We start from the raw sequence: 16,745 nt of genomic DNA on the forward strand, positions 1-16,745 counted from the left end.
CTTAATTATTATTTTTTGCTGCATTTCAAGTGCATATCTGCACGTTTTCACATACATAAACAAACTTTACATAAACTATACATTTATAATTTCAAGCAACATAATTCAGAGTGATTCTTTTGCTACAATAGTGATCAGTTGGCAAGCGTCAGCTATTTAACGAGGGGGGTTGTTCTTGAAGGTCACATGGGTTTTCTTTGTGTTTTAACGTTCAATCCACAATATAAATATAAAGAATAAAATAAAGAGGAAAACTTATGTTGTTAAATTTATATTGTAAAGCGGCAGCTGCATTTATGAGCTTTAAAAATGATCAGCGCGGTGTGACGGCAATTGAGTACGGCTTGATTGCAATAGCGATGGCTATTTTGATTATTACTTATTTTTCGTTCTCAGGAAGCTCAAGTATTGTAAAGCAGCTAAATGACGGGTTTTCTAAAGTAACGAGTAATCTAGCAAGTTGGAATTCTGGGCCATAGTTTGCCCTTGGGATTTGTCTTGAGTATTGCTTGTATAAATAGATAGTCAGTTTATTCACCTACCTAATTAGTGGTGGTTGTATCTAAGGTGGAGCTGTAATGAATATAGTTATGATGGCTGGCTTACTAGCTTTGAGTGCAATCATTAGTGTGGATGATATTAAAAATAGACGCATCAAAAATACATTGGTCGTCGCTCTTTTCCCCATTTTTATTGGGATATCCATTTATAATCAGGTGCTTGGTGCTGGGATAATTAACTTGCTGATCGTTTTGATCGTCGGCAGCGTTTTATTCTTTCTTGGCACTATGGGCGCGGGGGATGTAAAGCTTATGGCATTATATGGTATTTTATTTGAAAATTTAATGAGTTTGCTGCTGGTCATTTCAGTAGTGGGAGGACTCTTAACGGCAAGTTACATCTTATATTATGTTAGTAAAAAAGACTATGCAACGTTAAAAACCAGAGGGATTCCCTATGGTGTTGCCATTAGTGTTGGTGGGTTTATCTCATATCTGTTTGTCTATGTTTATCACATATAATGTAGGAGTAAAGCGTAGAAGCTTTGTTATGGGGTTAATATAAAAATAATAATGCTATAGGGCGAATATCGTGCATTTTTCTTATTTTAGATAACGTGCAAGTGATTTTGGAGGAGTGATACTTATCCTCCTTTGAAAGTAGTTCTTTTAGTGCCTTAATTTATTATCAAAAGTAACTGGGTGGTGTGGTGTGTTTAAGAAAATTATCATTGTGGTATTAATTGTAGGTATAGTCATTCTGGCTTATAGAATGATGAGCCCAAAAGTTGATACACGTGTTGTGTACGAGAAAGCAAAGCCTAATGTAATTAGCTTTCCTATATATGTTGAACATATTAATAAAGGCAAGCTTTTGAAGATAACTGATACGAGAAATGAGACAGTGAAGGAAGGGGCAAGTTATCACGGTGAGATTATTATGTCGTCACTAAAGATTCCCTTTGGCCAAAACCCCATTATGCGTATTGAAAAATCAAAAGGCGAAGTGGTAACAAGGGGAGATTTTGCCTTACCTGATGATAGTGATTATTATGCATTATTACAAGGAAGTCACTACATTGCATTTAGTGTTAATGTGGAACAAAAAGGTCTTGATAAATATGTCCATGTTGGTAGCCAAGTAAATGTTGTTGCATTTTCAAGTCTAAATAAAAATTTATCGGCAAAAAACTCAGTATCTAAGCTCAAAGTATCATCTGATAAACTTGCTGCTGCATTCCTATTAAAGAATGTTAAAGTATTATCAATTAGTTCTAAAGGGGATGGCACTTTTGATGTCAGTTTATCCATTCCGCAAGCTAAGTTGGCAGAGATGATTGAAGCAACAAAAGTATCAACAATAAATTTAACACTTTCTGGGGACGAGCTAGGGAATAAAAATGTCTCCCACTATCTGGCAGAGCTTGGGTTTAATAATGTCAGAGAATATAGAGGGGATGCTGATTATGATTAGAAGTAAAATTGGATTTTTAAGTTGTTCTGCTGCACTTATGTTAGCTCTCTCAAATGCGTATGGTGATATCACCATTGAAAAAGGGCAGATGTATAATTATAGTACAGATAAGATGGTCGGTTCTGTATTAATCGCAAATAAAAATATTGCTGATTACAATGTTATTGATAATCACCATGTGGCTGTGTATGGCAAAGGCTATGGCAAAACAAGCTATGTTATTTATAATAAAAACGGACAAGTCATAACTAACACTGAGATCCAAGTTATCCACTCATTTTTAGGCAAAGTTGAGCAAGATATTGCCAAAAAATTTCCAGGGTCAGTCGTAAAACTTGAAGCAATTAAAAACAACATAATAGCTAGTGGTACTGTGCCGACAAGTCATATGAAAAAAGCCATTGTTGATTATGTTGGTAAAACTTTATTATCGGTTAAAAAAGAGCGTACAGTAGAATATAAATTAGGTGATGATAGTGGCTCTAGTGGCTCATTTTTACTCCCTGAAATGACCTATACTGAGTACAAAAACTTTATTGATAATATCAAAGTTATTTCCTTGAAAGATCAGGCAAATGTACGTGTGATTATTGCTTCTGTTGACAGGCAGGTGATGCAAGATATTGGTATTACATGGAGTAATATTGGCTCCAATGGCGCTTTTATACTAAAGAATCTGACCGTTGGTGATATTTCAAATCTGGTTTCTTTTTTAGATAGAGAAAATGTAGGCAGCATTTTAGCAGAGCCTAATTTAACCGTTGTTTCTGGTAAAGTAGCATCATTTTTTTCAGGTGGAGAGCTTCCCTATGCTACAACTTCAAGCTTAGGTCAGACAACCATACACTATAAAAAATATGGTATTAATATGAGTATTGCTTTACAAGTCAATCAGGGGGGAATTATTGATTTGCAGCTTTCTGCTGGTATGAGCGGAATCGATGCCGAGACAATGACAAATTTAGGCTTAACTAGTGTCGTGCCTTTAAAAGCAAATTCAGTCACATCAAATGTACAGCTGCGTGATGGGCAAAGCTTTATTATAGGCGGCTTGTTAAATAGAACGGAAATGCAGCGCCTTGAAAAAATTCCATTTATTGGTGATATTCCTCTTTTTGGTGCTCTTTTCAGACATACGCATAAGGAGCAAAAGCAAAGTGAGCTAATTGTGATTGTCACTGTTAACACTGTGCATCCAATGAACCGTATAACGAATTTACAAATACCATCAGTGAAGCTGCAATCATCACTCAAAACATTATTAGCTATTGATGATGATAGTGATCAAGATGCAAATCATTATTTGGAAAAAGGAGGCTTCGATGGCTAAGCATGCTTTAAGTATACTATTATTAGGAACAGTACTCTCTGGATGCATGACGCAACCACTTAATACACAGGTGAAAGATTCGCCGAGAGTTACTGTCTATGAGTCAACACATCGCTTTGCAATGACAAAAACATTCAACTCTGATTTAAAAAGTTATCTTGAGAAGCATTTGTATTATTTGCATGAAGGCGTGAAGGCAAATGTACACGTTAAGACACAAGCACGTTTTAACGATATACAAAATATCCTTTTGCAATATGGTTTTGTGGAAAAAAACATCCACTACAAAAAGCAGGTTGAGAAAAGCGCATTTATTGATTTCACAACCTACAAGGTGAAAAATTACCGCTGTCCACAGTACCAAATCAATCAAAAAGTACCACCTGGGTGCTTTGTTGCACAGAATCGCTGGCAGTCTTTTGATGCACCACAAAATGCACTGGGTATTTAAATTTTAGCAAGGGGGTTAGAGATGCTTTTTAAAAAAGACGCGCATAGCGATCGTATTTTTATTTTTACAGATACTGCAGATCACGAAATTGAAAAGATTGTCCAAGAGGCACAAAGCATTTCCAGCTATGAAGTGCAGAAAAAAGCCAAAGAAGAAGTGTTTTCTGTTATAAATGATGACAAGCTTGCTGGGGTGAATGTGATTGACTATCGCACATTAAGCTTTGTGGATTTGCAAGCACTTGTTGAAAAGCTAAGCCTTTTGATTCCAAAAGAGCAAAAAGAAGAAGTGATTATTCTTGGTGCAGATGAGAGTATTCAGTGTAAATTATATGTTGAAAAGCACGGTTATCGCTATTTATCATTACCTTATCAGCTAGATAGTTTCGCCAAAGAATTAAAAGCATCGATTGAAAAGTATAAATTTGGTGAAACAGCAAAAGTTAGCGAAGGAAATAAAAGTGCCTTTAGAGTTGCTTTTATTGGTGCGGGCGGCGGTGTTGGTGTAACAACGCTTGCAGCTTCGTTAGCGAAACGACTAAGTGAGCAAATCAGAAGTCAATTATTGTTAGTAAATCATAACTTTGACAGTAAAGCATTACGTTTTCAACTCAGTATGAATGATGAAGAAGCTAATGAAGTGTTGCAACCAATGTCACAAACTATAACTAAAGAGTATGTATATTCTTCGTTAGCATCAACAAAAAAAGAGCAATTACGTTTCTTATTACCAAAGTTATATGAAAGTGAGAGTTATAGCGAGCATAGTGAGAAAGTTAGCAAAATGCTTGCTCATATTGAACATGAGTTTAACTTTATTATTGATGATTACTCTGCCTATCAGCAGCATGTTATTGATCAGCAAGGGATTGATAGGTTCTTGGATAATAAAGATCGAGTCTATATTGTCACCGATAATACGATTCCTGCAGCACAAAATGCCTTAGCATTATATGAAAAGCTAGTAAGTGCATCTGAGCGTTATAAGAAAATTGTACAGTTTAATATTATTGTGAATCAGATTGGCCTTCGAAAAAATGATATTTTAAATGATGATATGCTTAAAAAAGTATTTTCTAAGCCTTATATCAAATTTCACTTTGATAACAAGCTTTATACAGAAGTACTGTCAGCAAAGAAAAACAAGTATGCTCTTCCAGCAAAATTGGATAGAGATATGGGAGGGTTTATTGAGAATGAGCTTAATTTAGGTGTAAGCACAAAGCAAGTTATGCCTGATTATCTAGAGAAGCTTAAAAAGCTATTAGGACGCACAAAATGAAGCGTTTAAAGCAGCTCGTTGTCAATAATCAGGGGGTGTTTGCACTTGAGTTTGCATTGACATTTTTGCCATTTATATTAACGATTTATGTGATGTTTAGCATTTTTTATCAAGCAATAATCAATGAGCAAGTACGTTTTGCAGCTAAGTTTGTGACAAGAGATACTAAGGTTTGGTCGGGGTCAAACGATTACCAATCAAGGGCTGAAGGTGTATGGAGTAGTTATGTCAAAACAAGTTTTTTAAACAAAAGTAATATGACAATTACGGTTTCAGGGTATCACACATTGGGTGATGTTATAAGCGGTACTACAGCAGGATTGGGTAGTGCAGAGTATGCGCTTTATACATTTAGTTACAAATCACCATCGCTTTTTAATTTATTTGGGGGGTTAAATGATACACAAGTCTATAGCGTACTTGCTGTGCAAGAAGCAAAAACTCCTTAGTAATGTGCTTGAAAAATTTGTTGTAAATAAATCGGGCGTTGCGGTAATAGAATTTGCGTTGTTGTTGCCATTTTTTGTGATTTTAATAGCGGGATTTTGGTTTTATGCTGAGTATCAGTTAAAACGTGCGATATTGGATGATACAGCGTATTCATTGGTGAATTTGGTTAAAGAAAACCCAACTATTCATGTGGGTCAATTAAAAACTTTACTAAGCAATACTTTGTTAAAAGGAAAAACGGTAAAGTCGGCAGATGTACAGCTTGGTCTTAATGTGAAGGGGGTTAATGATCCAGCTAATGATATTACCTGTCAAACTTACTCGCCTCCGGCAGGATTGACTCCAGAGGTCGCAGTGGTTTGTTTAAGTTATCCGATGTTTAGTGAGGACCTTTTAGGCATGAATTTACATCGATTTACGATTAGAACCCAAGCTGTGATGTATATACGAAAGTAGTCATTGTGCTGTAAATGAGCGTAAGGCACAAACAGATGTGTTGAGTGAATTAAGAGCATAGATAGCTGATTTGTAGACGATAAAGTTGAAAGAGATAAAAAAGATAAAAAAAGAAGTTTTGAAGAGGGTGGAGGAAAAAATGCAAGTGAGTAGCAAGTTTAAAAAAACATTAATTTCATTAGGTATCATGGCTGGAGCAACATGCTCAATCGGTTTTGCAGATACAATTGGTAAAAGCTATACGCTTGAGCTTGATAACAACGGTTATTATGCACCAGATCAGGAAATAGAGGTGCATAACGATGATCTTAAAGATGATCTTAAAATTAACATTGCAGATGCGCCTGAGACTAAAGCTGTCACAAGCGCACAAAAAGTGAAAAATGTGCCGACAACTGTGGTGACTAAAGCAGAAAACAAAGAGGCGGTTGTATTACCAAAGTCTAAAGAGAATGATAAGGTAATGGCTGGTCAACTTGACAACCAAGATACTGTAACTTTACATACTGCTCAAGTTCTTGCTAAGCATGCAAACAGTTCTACAGAGTTAAATAGTAATAAGAAGGTAGAAACTGTGCCGAGTTCCACTAATGCAAAGAATGTGATAGTAGAGCAGACAGTAGCTACTCATCCATCGCAAAAATCTCTTTCTGAGCATAGTGTGGAAGAGACGAGCAAAGTCAAGAAAGACAAGCCTCTGAAAAGTGGCAAAAAACTGTCAGAAGTGAGGATAAAAGAAAATACGCAGGGTACTAAAAAAGATGAGCCATTGCAAAAGCCTGTCACAGAAAAGAAAGGTTCAATTAACCCTCCTCAAGTGCATAAGGCAGCAAAAGTAGCAACACCAGTAGTATCAAACAATAAAGTTGATCCAAATGAAAAGCCTATGCTTGAGAACACAAAAAAGATAATGGCAAATGCTGTACCTAAAAAAGAAAAACCAAAGGCAGTTGTTGCTGAAAAGGCATCAGTTATAGCAAAAGATGACGCAAAAACAATGAAAGCACTCAAAGAGGAAAATGCCAAAAGGGTTCAAGCACTGCTAAATAAGACGGAAGCTGGTGATGCTATACAAACACCAAGAGGATTAAAAGCATCTGAAGGAACTGAAGCCAAGTTGGACCATGATACAAATAAAATATTACAAAGTAGCAAAATGCCTTTAGAGCCTGCAAATAATGTAAAGGAAACAAAGGACGTTTTAGCAAATGTTAAGCCTAAGCATATGACAGTAGCTAATAATCCAGAGCATGAAAGTCAGGACATTATCAAAGCGCTAAGCACACAAAAAGTTGTTTATGGCAATGTTGTTGCCTACTTGCTTGAACATCCGGCGCATCCATATCGCGTGTACTTTAATTTTGATGAGGCCGCAATCAAAGACAAGCAAGACAATGTACTTAAAGTGTTTATTCATGATTACACTAAGCAGAAAAAAGAAAATGAAATCGTGCTTGTAGGGCGTACAGATGAGCTTGGTTCTGATAAATATAATTATAATCTGGGGTTACTGCGTGCAGAGCGTGTCAAAGAGATGATGGTGCATCGATATCATCTGAGTCCTGAGAATATATATACCTTTTCTTATGGCAAAGGTGCAGCACTATCTCCTGCTAGTGATCATATGCTTAACCGCAGCGTAACAATGTTGTTTTTAGCAAAAAAATAGGGGGCGGTATGAAGCACGAAAATACACAAGAGTCAAAATTTAAAGAAGAAATTATGAGTCAGTTGGCTGATGTTGATCTTGAAGATGTTGATAAATCAGTATTACAAAAAGATATCCAGCGTGCGATTAATGTGCTCTCTAGAGAAAGACGTTATTTGATGACAGAAGAGCAAAAACATAAGCTTTCAGATGCGATCTATGATGATATTTTTGGCTTTGGTGTGCTGCAAGATTTCATTGAGGATGAATCCATTACAGATATATTAATCAATGGTTGTAGGGATGTCTATTTCGAACAAGGCGGGATGTTACAACGTTTTGATGAAACATTGTTTAATAATGAAAATGAGCTTAGAAGGTACGCACAAAGACTCGTTGCCAAGGTTAACAAACGGATTGATGAAGTAGTACCATATTGTGATGCACGGATTGATGGGGTCGGGCGTGTAAATGTGATTATCCCGCCTATTGGTTTAGATGGAACACTCATCTCTATTCGTAAGTTTAAAAAGTCGACTTTTGGTTTAGAGGATCTGGCAAACTTTGGTGCCTTTACACCACAGATGTGTATGCTGTTTGATTTATTTGCAAAATCAAGAGCTAATATTATTATCAGCGGTGGGACAGGCTCTGGTAAAACAACGCTTCTTAATGCTGTATCACAATCAATCCCTTCGCAATACCGGATTATCACCATTGAAGATACCGCTGAGCTTAATCTAAAACAAGATCATGTGGTTCGAATGGAAAGTCGACCACCTAGCATTGAAGGCACAGGCGAGGTTAGTATTCGAAAACTTCTTGTCAATGCACTTCGGATGCGGCCTGATTTGATTGTGGTTGGGGAGTGTCGTAGTGGTGAGGCCTATGATATGGTGCAGGCAATGAACACAGGACATGATGGGTCAATGTCAACGCTTCACTCCAACAACTCTCGCGATGCGATTAACCGTATTGTAGCAATGTCAATGATGGCGCAGGGGAATAACTTCCCTGTTCGTTATATTCAGCGCCAAGTGATAGAGTCTATTAATGTTATTATTCATGTTTCTCGTATGCGTGATGGCAAAAGGCGTGTGACAGAAGTCTCTAACTTAATTGGTCTTGAAGGGGATACGCCGGTCATTAATAACATCTTTCGTTATAATCACACATTGGATAGATATGATATCGATTTAATCAGTCAGAACTCACAGCTTTATCAAAAGATCATTAACTCTGGTTTTGAAAGTGAGCTTCATGGGGTTTTTAGGGGGGTAACATGATTTTACTTATTATCTTTCTTCTTGCATTAGCCACGGTGTCTATCCTTGGGTATTTAGATGCGAGAAAGCAAAATGCGATATTGAGGCTTTATTTTGGTTATATGTCCAAAAAGGTGTTAAAAGAAAGCACATACATTCGAACAGAAAACTTAATTAGTCAGACACGTTCGAGAAAAAGTGGCTTTCTTATCTGGCTTAATGCAGTATCGTTTCGTATCGGTGGAATGAAAGTGATGGCAATTACTTTATCTATCTGTATGGCTGTCTCACTTGGTGTGTATTACCTTGTTTCCCACTACACTATTATGAGCCATTTTTTTATTCCGTTAGTGGTATTTTTATTGTTATTTATTTATCTATTTTCTTATTTGAAGCAAAGACGTCTAATACGTTATGTTCAAGATATTCCAACAGCGCTTGGTGTATTAAGTAGTAATATTTCGTCAGGGAAAAGCTTAGAGGCGGCTTATGATACAATGCTAAAATCACTACGTGAGAGTATCTTTTCACAAGAGTTAAAACGACTCAATAACCAGATTAAATCAGGCAAACCGCCCGAGGAAGTGTTCACGCATTCACTTACACGTTTTCCTTATCGCCCGTATGTGTTGTTTGTGGCTACCATGATGGCGTGTTATAAAGGTGGTAACTCGTTTAAAAAGTCGCTAAATCGGATTGCAAAAATTGTCCAAAATGATCAGCGTTTGAATAAGCGAAAAAGAGCAATTTCAGGTGAAGCAAGAGCCTCAATATTAATGCTTGCCTGTTTTCCTTTTGTCTTTTTTATTCTGATGTCATTTGTTAACCCTGAGAGTATTCATTTTCTATTGAATGATTCAACGGGTATTTATGTTGTTTACTATCTTCTTATCAGTGAAGCCTCCGGTATCCTTATCAGTTATATTCTCTACAGGAGGGCAGGATAATGGCGTATATTATTTTTTTTGTACTCATATTAGCACTTGTTTATATGCTTTATTCGCCATCTGATCGCAGAGTAAAAGCATTTATTAATAATACTCATAAAACAGATGAGAAGGCAAGTTTGTTTGGTGGTTTTAAAGCCCTGTATACTAGAATATCGCTTTTAAATCGCACTAATGCACTTGAGAAATTCGGTGTAAGCAAATTCAATATATTTGTTTTTTTTCATAGTAATAAGCTCTATTTTGGCTTTGCTGTTTGTTTACTTTTAGTTATAACACATCATTTATTGATGGGCATTTTTGCTTTTATTATATTTTTATTTATACCTGATATATTAGTTTCGTTTCGTGAAAAACGACTATACAAAGATTTTTTGAATGATCAGCCGATTGTAATGGAAATGATAGCTATTTATATTCAGGCAGGAAATAATTTTGAAAAAGCCCTAGGCCTTGTGATTAAAGATATTGCGCCGATTAACAAATCTTGGCTTTATCAAGTCAATTTACTGATACAAAATACACGATTGTTTGGACTTAGAGAGGCAATGGAGTTATTTGGTAAAACATTTATTGATTCAGATAATATTACAAAGTTTGCCTATTCTATGATTGCCGCTTTTGATAATGGCACACCGATTGTTGATATGTTATTAACCGATGCAGAAGATTTACGAGAGCTAATATATCTTGATATGGAGGAAAGAATGTCGTCATTGCCTACTAAATTAAGCGTTCCAATGATTTTGTTTTTTCTGATGCCAATTCCAATTATTATTTTGGCGCCACAATTTTTAATGTACTTAAAGCCAGTGCTAGGGGGCTACATGCACTAAAGTTAAGCTTTTATAATATTAAGTTGCATTTAATACACAGTGGCAAAATTGCAAATTTTAACACTTACAGAGCTAAGCTCTTCTATGATTTTGCTAGTTACCCATAAATAACTTTGGGGGAAGTTATGAAACAATATGTAATAAAGTTTATTCAATCACAACGCGGTGCGTATACAATAATGACAGCGCTTATGCTGCCGGGTATTTTGCTTTTTATGGGCTTAGGCATTGGTATACTAGCGTTGTTAAACGACAAAGCAGAGCTCGGTGATGCCAGTGAAGCTGCTGCATTTGCAATGGCAGAGGAGAATAAAGGGAATAATACTAGTGTTAATAATGCAATTAGCCAGTCGATCTATCAATTTTATTTTCCACATTTACATAATATTGGCAGTAGTAATCAATTTGAAGTTGGGTTTAGACAAGCACCTAATTCTGGAGGGGGTACTCACTTGGAAAATCATTGGAGCTACTATTGTCAGGTTACAGATCCTATATATAGTGGTGGGAAATATTATCGGGCTTCAGGAGAAAACTTTAAATTTAACTCTTTTGCAGGAAATCTATTTGGTAGTATGGGATTTAAAACACTGGAAAAGGTTGTAAATACCGGATTGGCAAAAAATGGCGGAGGAAATTTAGTTACACCGGGGAGTAGGACTTGCTTTTGCGCTTATGGGTATACGGGAACGTATCCACATTGTACTAAAGTACCTAGTGGTGGGGGTGCGCATAGGTTGGCGATATCTTTTGTGATAGATGTAAGTGACTCAGTTACGTCTGGTGTTTTTTTGCAGGTAAAAGAACTTATAAAAAAATTAGCACAACGTCTATCTCATTGGGGTGGGATAAATATTTATGGAGTACGTGTGCAAGCGATTTCTTTTAGTACCAATATGACTATTAATGGGGTTTCTCCACTATCAACACTGAAAGGAAAACTTGCAGATACTATAAACAATAAATCTTATCTAGATTCTTCTATATATACGGAATGTGCTGCTGGTTGTAAAAATAATAGTGCAACAAGATTTTATGAATTATTTCATACAGATGAGTATAATAAATTTATAAATAACTTAAACAGCTTTAGCTTTTCAGGTGGCAAGTCTACCCTATCTGCGCCTTTTTTATATGCAAGTAGAGAGTTATATACAAAAACGGATAATCGAGATACTATAGTTGTTCTAATCACAGATGGTCATACAGAAGGCAGTAGCTCTGCTAAACGGTGTTCAGTAAAAAATGGGACTAAATGTGAGGAGTTAGAAAAGTTGGATGAGGAAAGTGCGTTTGCTGAAATTAGGAAACGATTTAATTTAAAATATAAGGGATACAGTGCTTTATTGATACAAGTTCCGGGGAAAAAAGGCAATAGGAACTATTTTAATGATAATTTTTTGAGGAGTATTTTTCCAAAAAAGACTTACGGATCTCACCGTCAGAGTTTAACAAGTGCTGATATGAATAATCTTGATAGCCTTGCTTATCGGCTTCAGAATCTGCTTTTACGTATTTGGAATGATCAGGGAAGCTCTAGTCTTTCCCCTCCAGTAAAAACAATTTCTCATGCATACCTTCCTGATAGTGAAGGTGCGCATAAAATCACTGGAAAACTGTCGCACAGCGCTTTTGCGGTGTCGACAAGTTCTCCGCAATTAATCTACCGCTGGAATCAATCTGAGGTACCTTTACCGCATTAGTAATTTGTTGCGTATCGTTACAGTAAAACTTGAAAATTCAGTAGGAAACTATCTCTTTTTACATCTATTTACATTTTTTTCGCAAAACTATAAATCTGCCTTTCAAGCCGAGTTTAATCTATTGATTGACGTTAGAGGGGATGCGTCATTTGTCACTTGTGATGAATTCTAATGTTTAACTGGGGAGTAAAAAGCAGGTTGGGGTATGGGAAAAGCGATTAATAGTATATCTAAAGTCATTCAATTGAGCGCAATTTTAAGCATGTTCACATTAGTTGGATGTACAACTGTAATCAGTGGAGAGGTAAGTAGGACAGCGAATATTAGTGATGCAAGTAAAGAAAGGTTATTCAATGAGACAAGTAATTATCAGGCATTAGCTAAGTTATATCAAACGGAACTAAAGGCACAGCCATCGAGTGTAAAAGTAAGGCTGAAGCTTGTTGATACCTATATTCAGATGCACAACACCATTGCCGCAAGTTTCTATTTAGATCCCTTATTAAAAGCCTCCCCTGATAATGCAAAGGCGCTGTTACTCAAAGCTAAAATATTCTACAGCAAAGATGATTTGCATTTGGCAAAACAATATGTTGAGAAGAGTATTCAAATAAATAACACCGCTGTCGCCAATGTGCTCCTTGGGAAGATTTATACCAGAGAGAAGGATTATAAAAATGCAATAGCATCCTTTAAAACAGCATGGCATCAAGACTTCGATCAAGATAAGTCAATTAATAACATTGCAGTTGTTTACTTAGCAGAGAAAAAATATCACGAAGTTATTGAGCTTTTATATCCGCTTTATATCAATGGAAATTACGATAAAAAAGTTATTAATAATCTGGCATACGCTCTTTATAGCATTGGCGAGAAGGAAAAAGCGCGTGTTGTTTCTCAAAGCGTGTATCGATAGGGAGGGGGTATGATTTTATCTAAAGAGAAAGCATCTAAGAATCTTGTGGCTATCACTTTTTTAACAGATCCCATTATTGTTTTAGCATTAATAGGGTTTCTTATGGTTCAGCTATGGGCATTTATTATTGATTACCATGGCATTAGTGTACAAGATACGGTGCTTTTTTGGTTTTTAGGGGTGTTTTTTTATTATTTGGCGCACCTATTTTATGAATTTTCGAATAGGTATGAGAAATTAAACTATATTGCAAATTCATTCAAAGCTATCTCTTATATTGTGATACTGCAATTATGCTTTATTGCTTTTATGGTCACTTATGCGCCACTGTCACCTTTCCCCTACTTTGATCACATTGTAAATAACTGGGATTTGACTCTTGGGTTTAATGTTGCAAATTTTTGTCAATATTTTCAGCATCAGCAGCCTGAGACGTTTTCATTTTTTTATTATATTTATGGTACTGGATTAAAAATAGCAATTGCCAGCTATTTAATTCTTGGTATTACCTTGTTTACAAAGCGATTTCAAAAAAGTTTAGTGTTATTTGCATTGATCAGTGTAATTACGCTTCTGATTATATTTTTTTTCCCTATACTGTCTCCTGTTTCATCCTATCCTGATGCTAAACATTGTCTGGTGCACTTTTATGATTATGTTACGCCAATACTTAAATTTAGAAAAACACATCTTAACCCTGTAAATGACGATGTGTCGTTTCCAAGCTATCACGTTATTTTGATTCTAACTGTTGCTTACGGCTTATGGTCACGCTTTAAGTGGATGAACTGTCTGTTAGTTCTAATGGTGATTCTAATTACTTTAAGCACGCTTGTTTTGGGGCAGCACTATTTGGTCGATGTGCTATGTAGTTATTTATTGTTCTTTGTAGTTTGGTTAATTGAGGCTTTTAGAAGCAAGAGGATAGTATTATGAGCTATCAGGGGAATATAAATCAACCTAGTCGTGATGCATTATTTACTTTTAGAGTCTGCGTTATTTTAATTTTAGCGATTGGTATTATAACTACTACTATTAACTTTGTATTTACAGACTATCAGCTTTATCAAGGTCAAGCAGGGACATTAGGAGTTCTTGTTTTATTTGTTGCTGTAATGTTAATATTTTTTATTTGCCGTTTACCGAAATATCTTAATTTTAGTTATCGTTATTCTAAACGCACTGGTATTTTACTCCGTGTGCTGGCTATTTTACTAATAGCTTCAACAGTGATGAGCTTTTTTGCAGGCTCTGTTGCCTTAACGCCTTTTAAGCCAATTGATAAGGTTTTATATCATCTAGATATGATACTCGGCTTTCAGCAAAATTATTGGTTGTCAGTGGTGTATAAAATGCCTTGGCTGCATGAGCTTCTAACAATTGCATACTATTCATTAACCCCGCAGGTTTTAATATTGCCTTTTGTTGCGGTATTTTTGACATCAGAGGAAAGAATATATGATTATTTTAATAAGGTGTTTTTACTCAATGTTATTGGTTTTAGTATCTACTACTTCTTGCCGACCGCGTCGCCAGCAAGCCTTTTAAATCATCAATACCTAGTTAAAGGGCAAATTAACTTGGCACAGCAGTTTATTACGCTGCACTCAGGAAAGTTGCCACATGTATTAGGTGAAGGACTTATTAGCTTTCCCTCTTTTCATGTGATTTGGAGCTTAATGGTCACGTTGCTATTTAGGAAAACATGGCTCTTTTATCCACTGCTAATATTAAATATTTTTTTATGGTGCGGGACGGTACTTTTAGGCTGGCACTATATTGTTGATGTTATCGCGTCATTTATATTAGTTGTAATGGTTTATATCCCATATAAGAGGCTACTTCGAGTGCTCTATTTTGCGATGACTCAAGTAAAGAGAAGGGCGCTACGAGGTCAAAGCCGTACTATTAAATCTCAGGGAGAGACTGCATGATAGGCGGATTAGTAAAACTTCAAGGAGCATATTTTCGCTGGTTGTCTATTGGGGTTATTTTTCTTCTTGCAATCTATATGGAAGCTGGAGCATATATGAACTGGGATACCAATTGGTATTTGGTGTCTACCGGTTGGTGGTTAGGAGGAGTTAAGCTATATAGCCAAATTAGAGAAGTTAACCCGCCTTTAATGTTTTATTTAATCATCCCACCAGTCCTTATAGCTAAGTATTTTGTATTGAATAAGATTATGGTAATGAAGGCATATACCTTTGGAGTTGCCTTGGTATCAGTCATTATTTGCTCAAAAATCATCAAAAGAGCAAGGGCGCTTTCTGATACACAGATGAACTTGATCTTACTAGTAATCAGCATAGGGTTTGTATTAATTCCTGTTAATAGTTCAGTGTTCAGTGAAAGGAGTCATTTTATGGTAATGCTTTCACTTCCTTATATTATTCTAGGAACAAGTAATATATCTGAGCGACAGGACTTGTCAAAAGGAAAACGATTTTTTATTGGTTTGTTTTCTGCTGTTGGCTTGGCAATTAAACCTTACTATCTTATTATTCCAGTGTTAATTACAGTTGTTCACTGTGTTAAACATAAATCATTTCGTCCAGTTTTGATATCTCAAAATATTGCTATTTTATTGTTTTGTGTGTTCTATCTTTTATATTCATATACTTTCCATTACGCATATTTTTCCGAAATAATTCCAAAAGCACTTTTAGTTTATGGAGCGTATAAAAGGAGTATATTTGTACTGATTATTGATGTACTACCTTTTATGCCATTTTTTATAGTAGGAGTGTATGTAGCTTTCTCAGATTCTAAGAATCATGTAAATATGTTTTTAGTGACCTTAGTAATGAGTTGCATTGCTGGTTTTTTTATTTATTTTGTTCAAGCAAAAGGATGGACATATCAGCAATATCCACTTCGTTTCTACCTATGGTTCTTTTTAGGTTCTGTTAGTATTGTTTTATTTAATAACTGGAAGGATAAAAAAGAAAGATTGCTGATTATTTTATCAATAACAGCAATGCTTGCATTTGTAGCACCCAATATGGTGAAGTTTACAAAGGAAGGTCCTTATACTATCACAAGCGCTAAAGCTCTTACCCGTTACTTTCTATGTCCGGTTAACCATCAAAGTTATCAAGCTTTTAGTGCCAGTGTCTCATTGGTATTTTCACTTTTAAATAATACAAATGCGCAGGCAGCAAACCACACACCTGCTTTATGGCTTCTTCCTGAAGCTGTCGATATGCTATCAAAGCAAAGTATAACAAATTTTCAAAGAAAGCAGTTTGAGCGTATTTTATCGGCATCAAGAAATGCAAATGTAGCTGATTTTTTACGTGTCAAACCACAAGTTGTTTTTATTGATGCGAGAATTAACAAGCCATATTTTCATGGCGTTCAATTTAGCTATCTAGATTTCTTTAAAGAGGACAAGCGATTTAGTGAGCTATGGAAGAAATATAAATATGTTGGTGAAACTATGGGTGTGAAGGTTTACCGACGTAAAGGTTGCTAGAAATAAAGAG

General features: G+C 35.8%; 17 protein-coding genes. All 17 read left to right on the plus strand.

Annotated features, from left to right (window positions below):
* Positions 1-257 precede the first annotated feature (257 nt).
* The 17 genes from A37Q_RS0100115 (at position 258) to A37Q_RS0100195 (ending at position 16,735) form a co-directional block, all read left to right on the plus strand.
* The gene (locus A37Q_RS0100115; protein ID WP_018298225.1) at positions 258-479 is read left to right on the plus strand and encodes a Flp family type IVb pilin; all 222 of its coding nucleotides are present in this window, start codon (positions 258-260) and stop codon (positions 477-479) included.
* A gap of 99 nt (positions 480-578) precedes the next feature.
* Entirely contained in the window at positions 579-1,022 is a 444-nt protein-coding gene (locus A37Q_RS0100120) for an A24 family peptidase (RefSeq protein ID WP_018298226.1), read from the plus strand.
* 190 nt (positions 1,023-1,212) lie between these two features.
* Entirely contained in the window at positions 1,213-1,974 is a 762-nt protein-coding gene (locus A37Q_RS0100125) for a CpaB family protein (RefSeq protein WP_026196409.1), read from the plus strand.
* Positions 1,937-3,304, plus strand: a complete 1,368-nt coding sequence (locus A37Q_RS0100130; RefSeq protein WP_169710215.1) for a type II and III secretion system protein family protein — start codon at positions 1,937-1,939, stop codon at positions 3,302-3,304. The genes A37Q_RS0100125 and A37Q_RS0100130 overlap by 38 nt, the downstream gene beginning before the upstream one ends.
* A complete protein-coding gene (locus A37Q_RS0100135; protein WP_018298229.1) occupies positions 3,297-3,755 on the plus strand; it encodes a hypothetical protein in 459 nt (152 codons plus the stop codon). Before A37Q_RS0100130 ends, A37Q_RS0100135 begins: the two co-directional genes overlap by 8 nt.
* A gap of 21 nt (positions 3,756-3,776) precedes the next feature.
* Positions 3,777-5,036 (plus strand): hypothetical protein, encoded by a 1,260-nt coding sequence (locus A37Q_RS0100140; RefSeq protein WP_018298230.1) that lies wholly within the window; start codon positions 3,777-3,779, stop codon positions 5,034-5,036.
* A complete protein-coding gene (locus A37Q_RS0100145) occupies positions 5,033-5,485 on the plus strand; it encodes a TadE/TadG family type IV pilus assembly protein (protein ID WP_018298231.1) in 453 nt (150 codons plus the stop codon). Before A37Q_RS0100140 ends, A37Q_RS0100145 begins: the two co-directional genes overlap by 4 nt.
* Complete coding sequence (gene tadF, locus A37Q_RS0100150; protein ID WP_083906933.1) at positions 5,433-5,942, plus strand: tight adherence pilus pseudopilin TadF; 510 nt, start codon at positions 5,433-5,435, stop codon at positions 5,940-5,942. The genes A37Q_RS0100145 and tadF overlap by 53 nt, the downstream gene beginning before the upstream one ends.
* A 139-nt stretch (positions 5,943-6,081) precedes the next feature.
* Positions 6,082-7,611, plus strand: a complete 1,530-nt coding sequence (locus tag A37Q_RS0100155; RefSeq protein ID WP_018298233.1) for an OmpA family protein — start codon at positions 6,082-6,084, stop codon at positions 7,609-7,611.
* Positions 7,612-7,619: 8 nt separating this feature from the next.
* The gene (locus A37Q_RS0100160; RefSeq protein WP_018298234.1) at positions 7,620-8,876 is read left to right on the plus strand and encodes a TadA family conjugal transfer-associated ATPase; all 1,257 of its coding nucleotides are present in this window, start codon (positions 7,620-7,622) and stop codon (positions 8,874-8,876) included.
* A complete protein-coding gene (locus A37Q_RS0100165; RefSeq protein ID WP_018298235.1) occupies positions 8,873-9,802 on the plus strand; it encodes a type II secretion system F family protein in 930 nt (309 codons plus the stop codon). The genes A37Q_RS0100160 and A37Q_RS0100165 overlap by 4 nt, the downstream gene beginning before the upstream one ends.
* Positions 9,802-10,638, plus strand: coding sequence for a type II secretion system F family protein (locus tag A37Q_RS0100170; RefSeq protein WP_018298236.1), 837 nt, complete (start codon positions 9,802-9,804; stop codon positions 10,636-10,638). Before A37Q_RS0100165 ends, A37Q_RS0100170 begins: the two co-directional genes overlap by 1 nt.
* A 191-nt stretch (positions 10,639-10,829) precedes the next feature.
* Positions 10,830-12,341, plus strand: coding sequence for a VWA domain-containing protein (locus A37Q_RS0100175; RefSeq protein ID WP_169710216.1), 1,512 nt, complete (start codon positions 10,830-10,832; stop codon positions 12,339-12,341).
* 205 nt (positions 12,342-12,546) lie between these two features.
* Positions 12,547-13,257 carry a tetratricopeptide repeat protein gene (locus A37Q_RS0100180; RefSeq protein ID WP_018298238.1) on the plus strand — a complete coding sequence of 237 codons (711 nt, stop codon included), beginning with the start codon at positions 12,547-12,549 and terminating at the stop codon, positions 13,255-13,257.
* A gap of 9 nt (positions 13,258-13,266) precedes the next feature.
* Positions 13,267-14,193, plus strand: a complete 927-nt coding sequence (locus A37Q_RS0100185) for a phosphatase PAP2 family protein (RefSeq protein WP_018298239.1) — start codon at positions 13,267-13,269, stop codon at positions 14,191-14,193.
* Positions 14,190-15,191 (plus strand): phosphatase PAP2 family protein, encoded by a 1,002-nt coding sequence (locus A37Q_RS14210; RefSeq protein ID WP_018298240.1) that lies wholly within the window; start codon positions 14,190-14,192, stop codon positions 15,189-15,191. The genes A37Q_RS0100185 and A37Q_RS14210 overlap by 4 nt, the downstream gene beginning before the upstream one ends.
* Positions 15,188-16,735, plus strand: coding sequence for a hypothetical protein (locus A37Q_RS0100195; protein ID WP_018298241.1), 1,548 nt, complete (start codon positions 15,188-15,190; stop codon positions 16,733-16,735). Before A37Q_RS14210 ends, A37Q_RS0100195 begins: the two co-directional genes overlap by 4 nt.
* Positions 16,736-16,745: the final 10 nt, after the last annotated feature.

Source organism: Fangia hongkongensis FSC776 = DSM 21703, assembly GCF_000379445.1.
Taxonomy (GTDB): Bacteria; Pseudomonadota; Gammaproteobacteria; order Francisellales; family Francisellaceae; genus Fangia; species Fangia hongkongensis.

Coding starts and splice junctions, on each gene's coding strand:
- A37Q_RS0100115 (WP_018298225.1), top strand. CDS start 258: ATGTTGTTAAATTTATATTGTAAAGCGGCAGCTGCATTTATGAGCTTT.
- A37Q_RS0100120 (WP_018298226.1), top strand. CDS start 579: ATGAATATAGTTATGATGGCTGGCTTACTAGCTTTGAGTGCAATCATT.
- A37Q_RS0100130 (WP_169710215.1), top strand. CDS start 1,937: ATGTCAGAGAATATAGAGGGGATGCTGATTATGATTAGAAGTAAAATT.
- A37Q_RS0100135 (WP_018298229.1), top strand. CDS start 3,297: ATGGCTAAGCATGCTTTAAGTATACTATTATTAGGAACAGTACTCTCT.
- A37Q_RS0100140 (WP_018298230.1), top strand. CDS start 3,777: ATGCTTTTTAAAAAAGACGCGCATAGCGATCGTATTTTTATTTTTACA.
- A37Q_RS0100145 (WP_018298231.1), top strand. CDS start 5,033: ATGAAGCGTTTAAAGCAGCTCGTTGTCAATAATCAGGGGGTGTTTGCA.
- tadF (WP_083906933.1), top strand. CDS start 5,433: ATGATACACAAGTCTATAGCGTACTTGCTGTGCAAGAAGCAAAAACTC.
- A37Q_RS0100155 (WP_018298233.1), top strand. CDS start 6,082: ATGCAAGTGAGTAGCAAGTTTAAAAAAACATTAATTTCATTAGGTATC.
- A37Q_RS0100160 (WP_018298234.1), top strand. CDS start 7,620: ATGAAGCACGAAAATACACAAGAGTCAAAATTTAAAGAAGAAATTATG.
- A37Q_RS0100165 (WP_018298235.1), top strand. CDS start 8,873: ATGATTTTACTTATTATCTTTCTTCTTGCATTAGCCACGGTGTCTATC.
- A37Q_RS0100170 (WP_018298236.1), top strand. CDS start 9,802: ATGGCGTATATTATTTTTTTTGTACTCATATTAGCACTTGTTTATATG.
- A37Q_RS0100175 (WP_169710216.1), top strand. CDS start 10,830: ATGCTGCCGGGTATTTTGCTTTTTATGGGCTTAGGCATTGGTATACTA.
- A37Q_RS0100180 (WP_018298238.1), top strand. CDS start 12,547: ATGGGAAAAGCGATTAATAGTATATCTAAAGTCATTCAATTGAGCGCA.
- A37Q_RS0100185 (WP_018298239.1), top strand. CDS start 13,267: ATGATTTTATCTAAAGAGAAAGCATCTAAGAATCTTGTGGCTATCACT.
- A37Q_RS14210 (WP_018298240.1), top strand. CDS start 14,190: ATGAGCTATCAGGGGAATATAAATCAACCTAGTCGTGATGCATTATTT.
- A37Q_RS0100195 (WP_018298241.1), top strand. CDS start 15,188: ATGATAGGCGGATTAGTAAAACTTCAAGGAGCATATTTTCGCTGGTTG.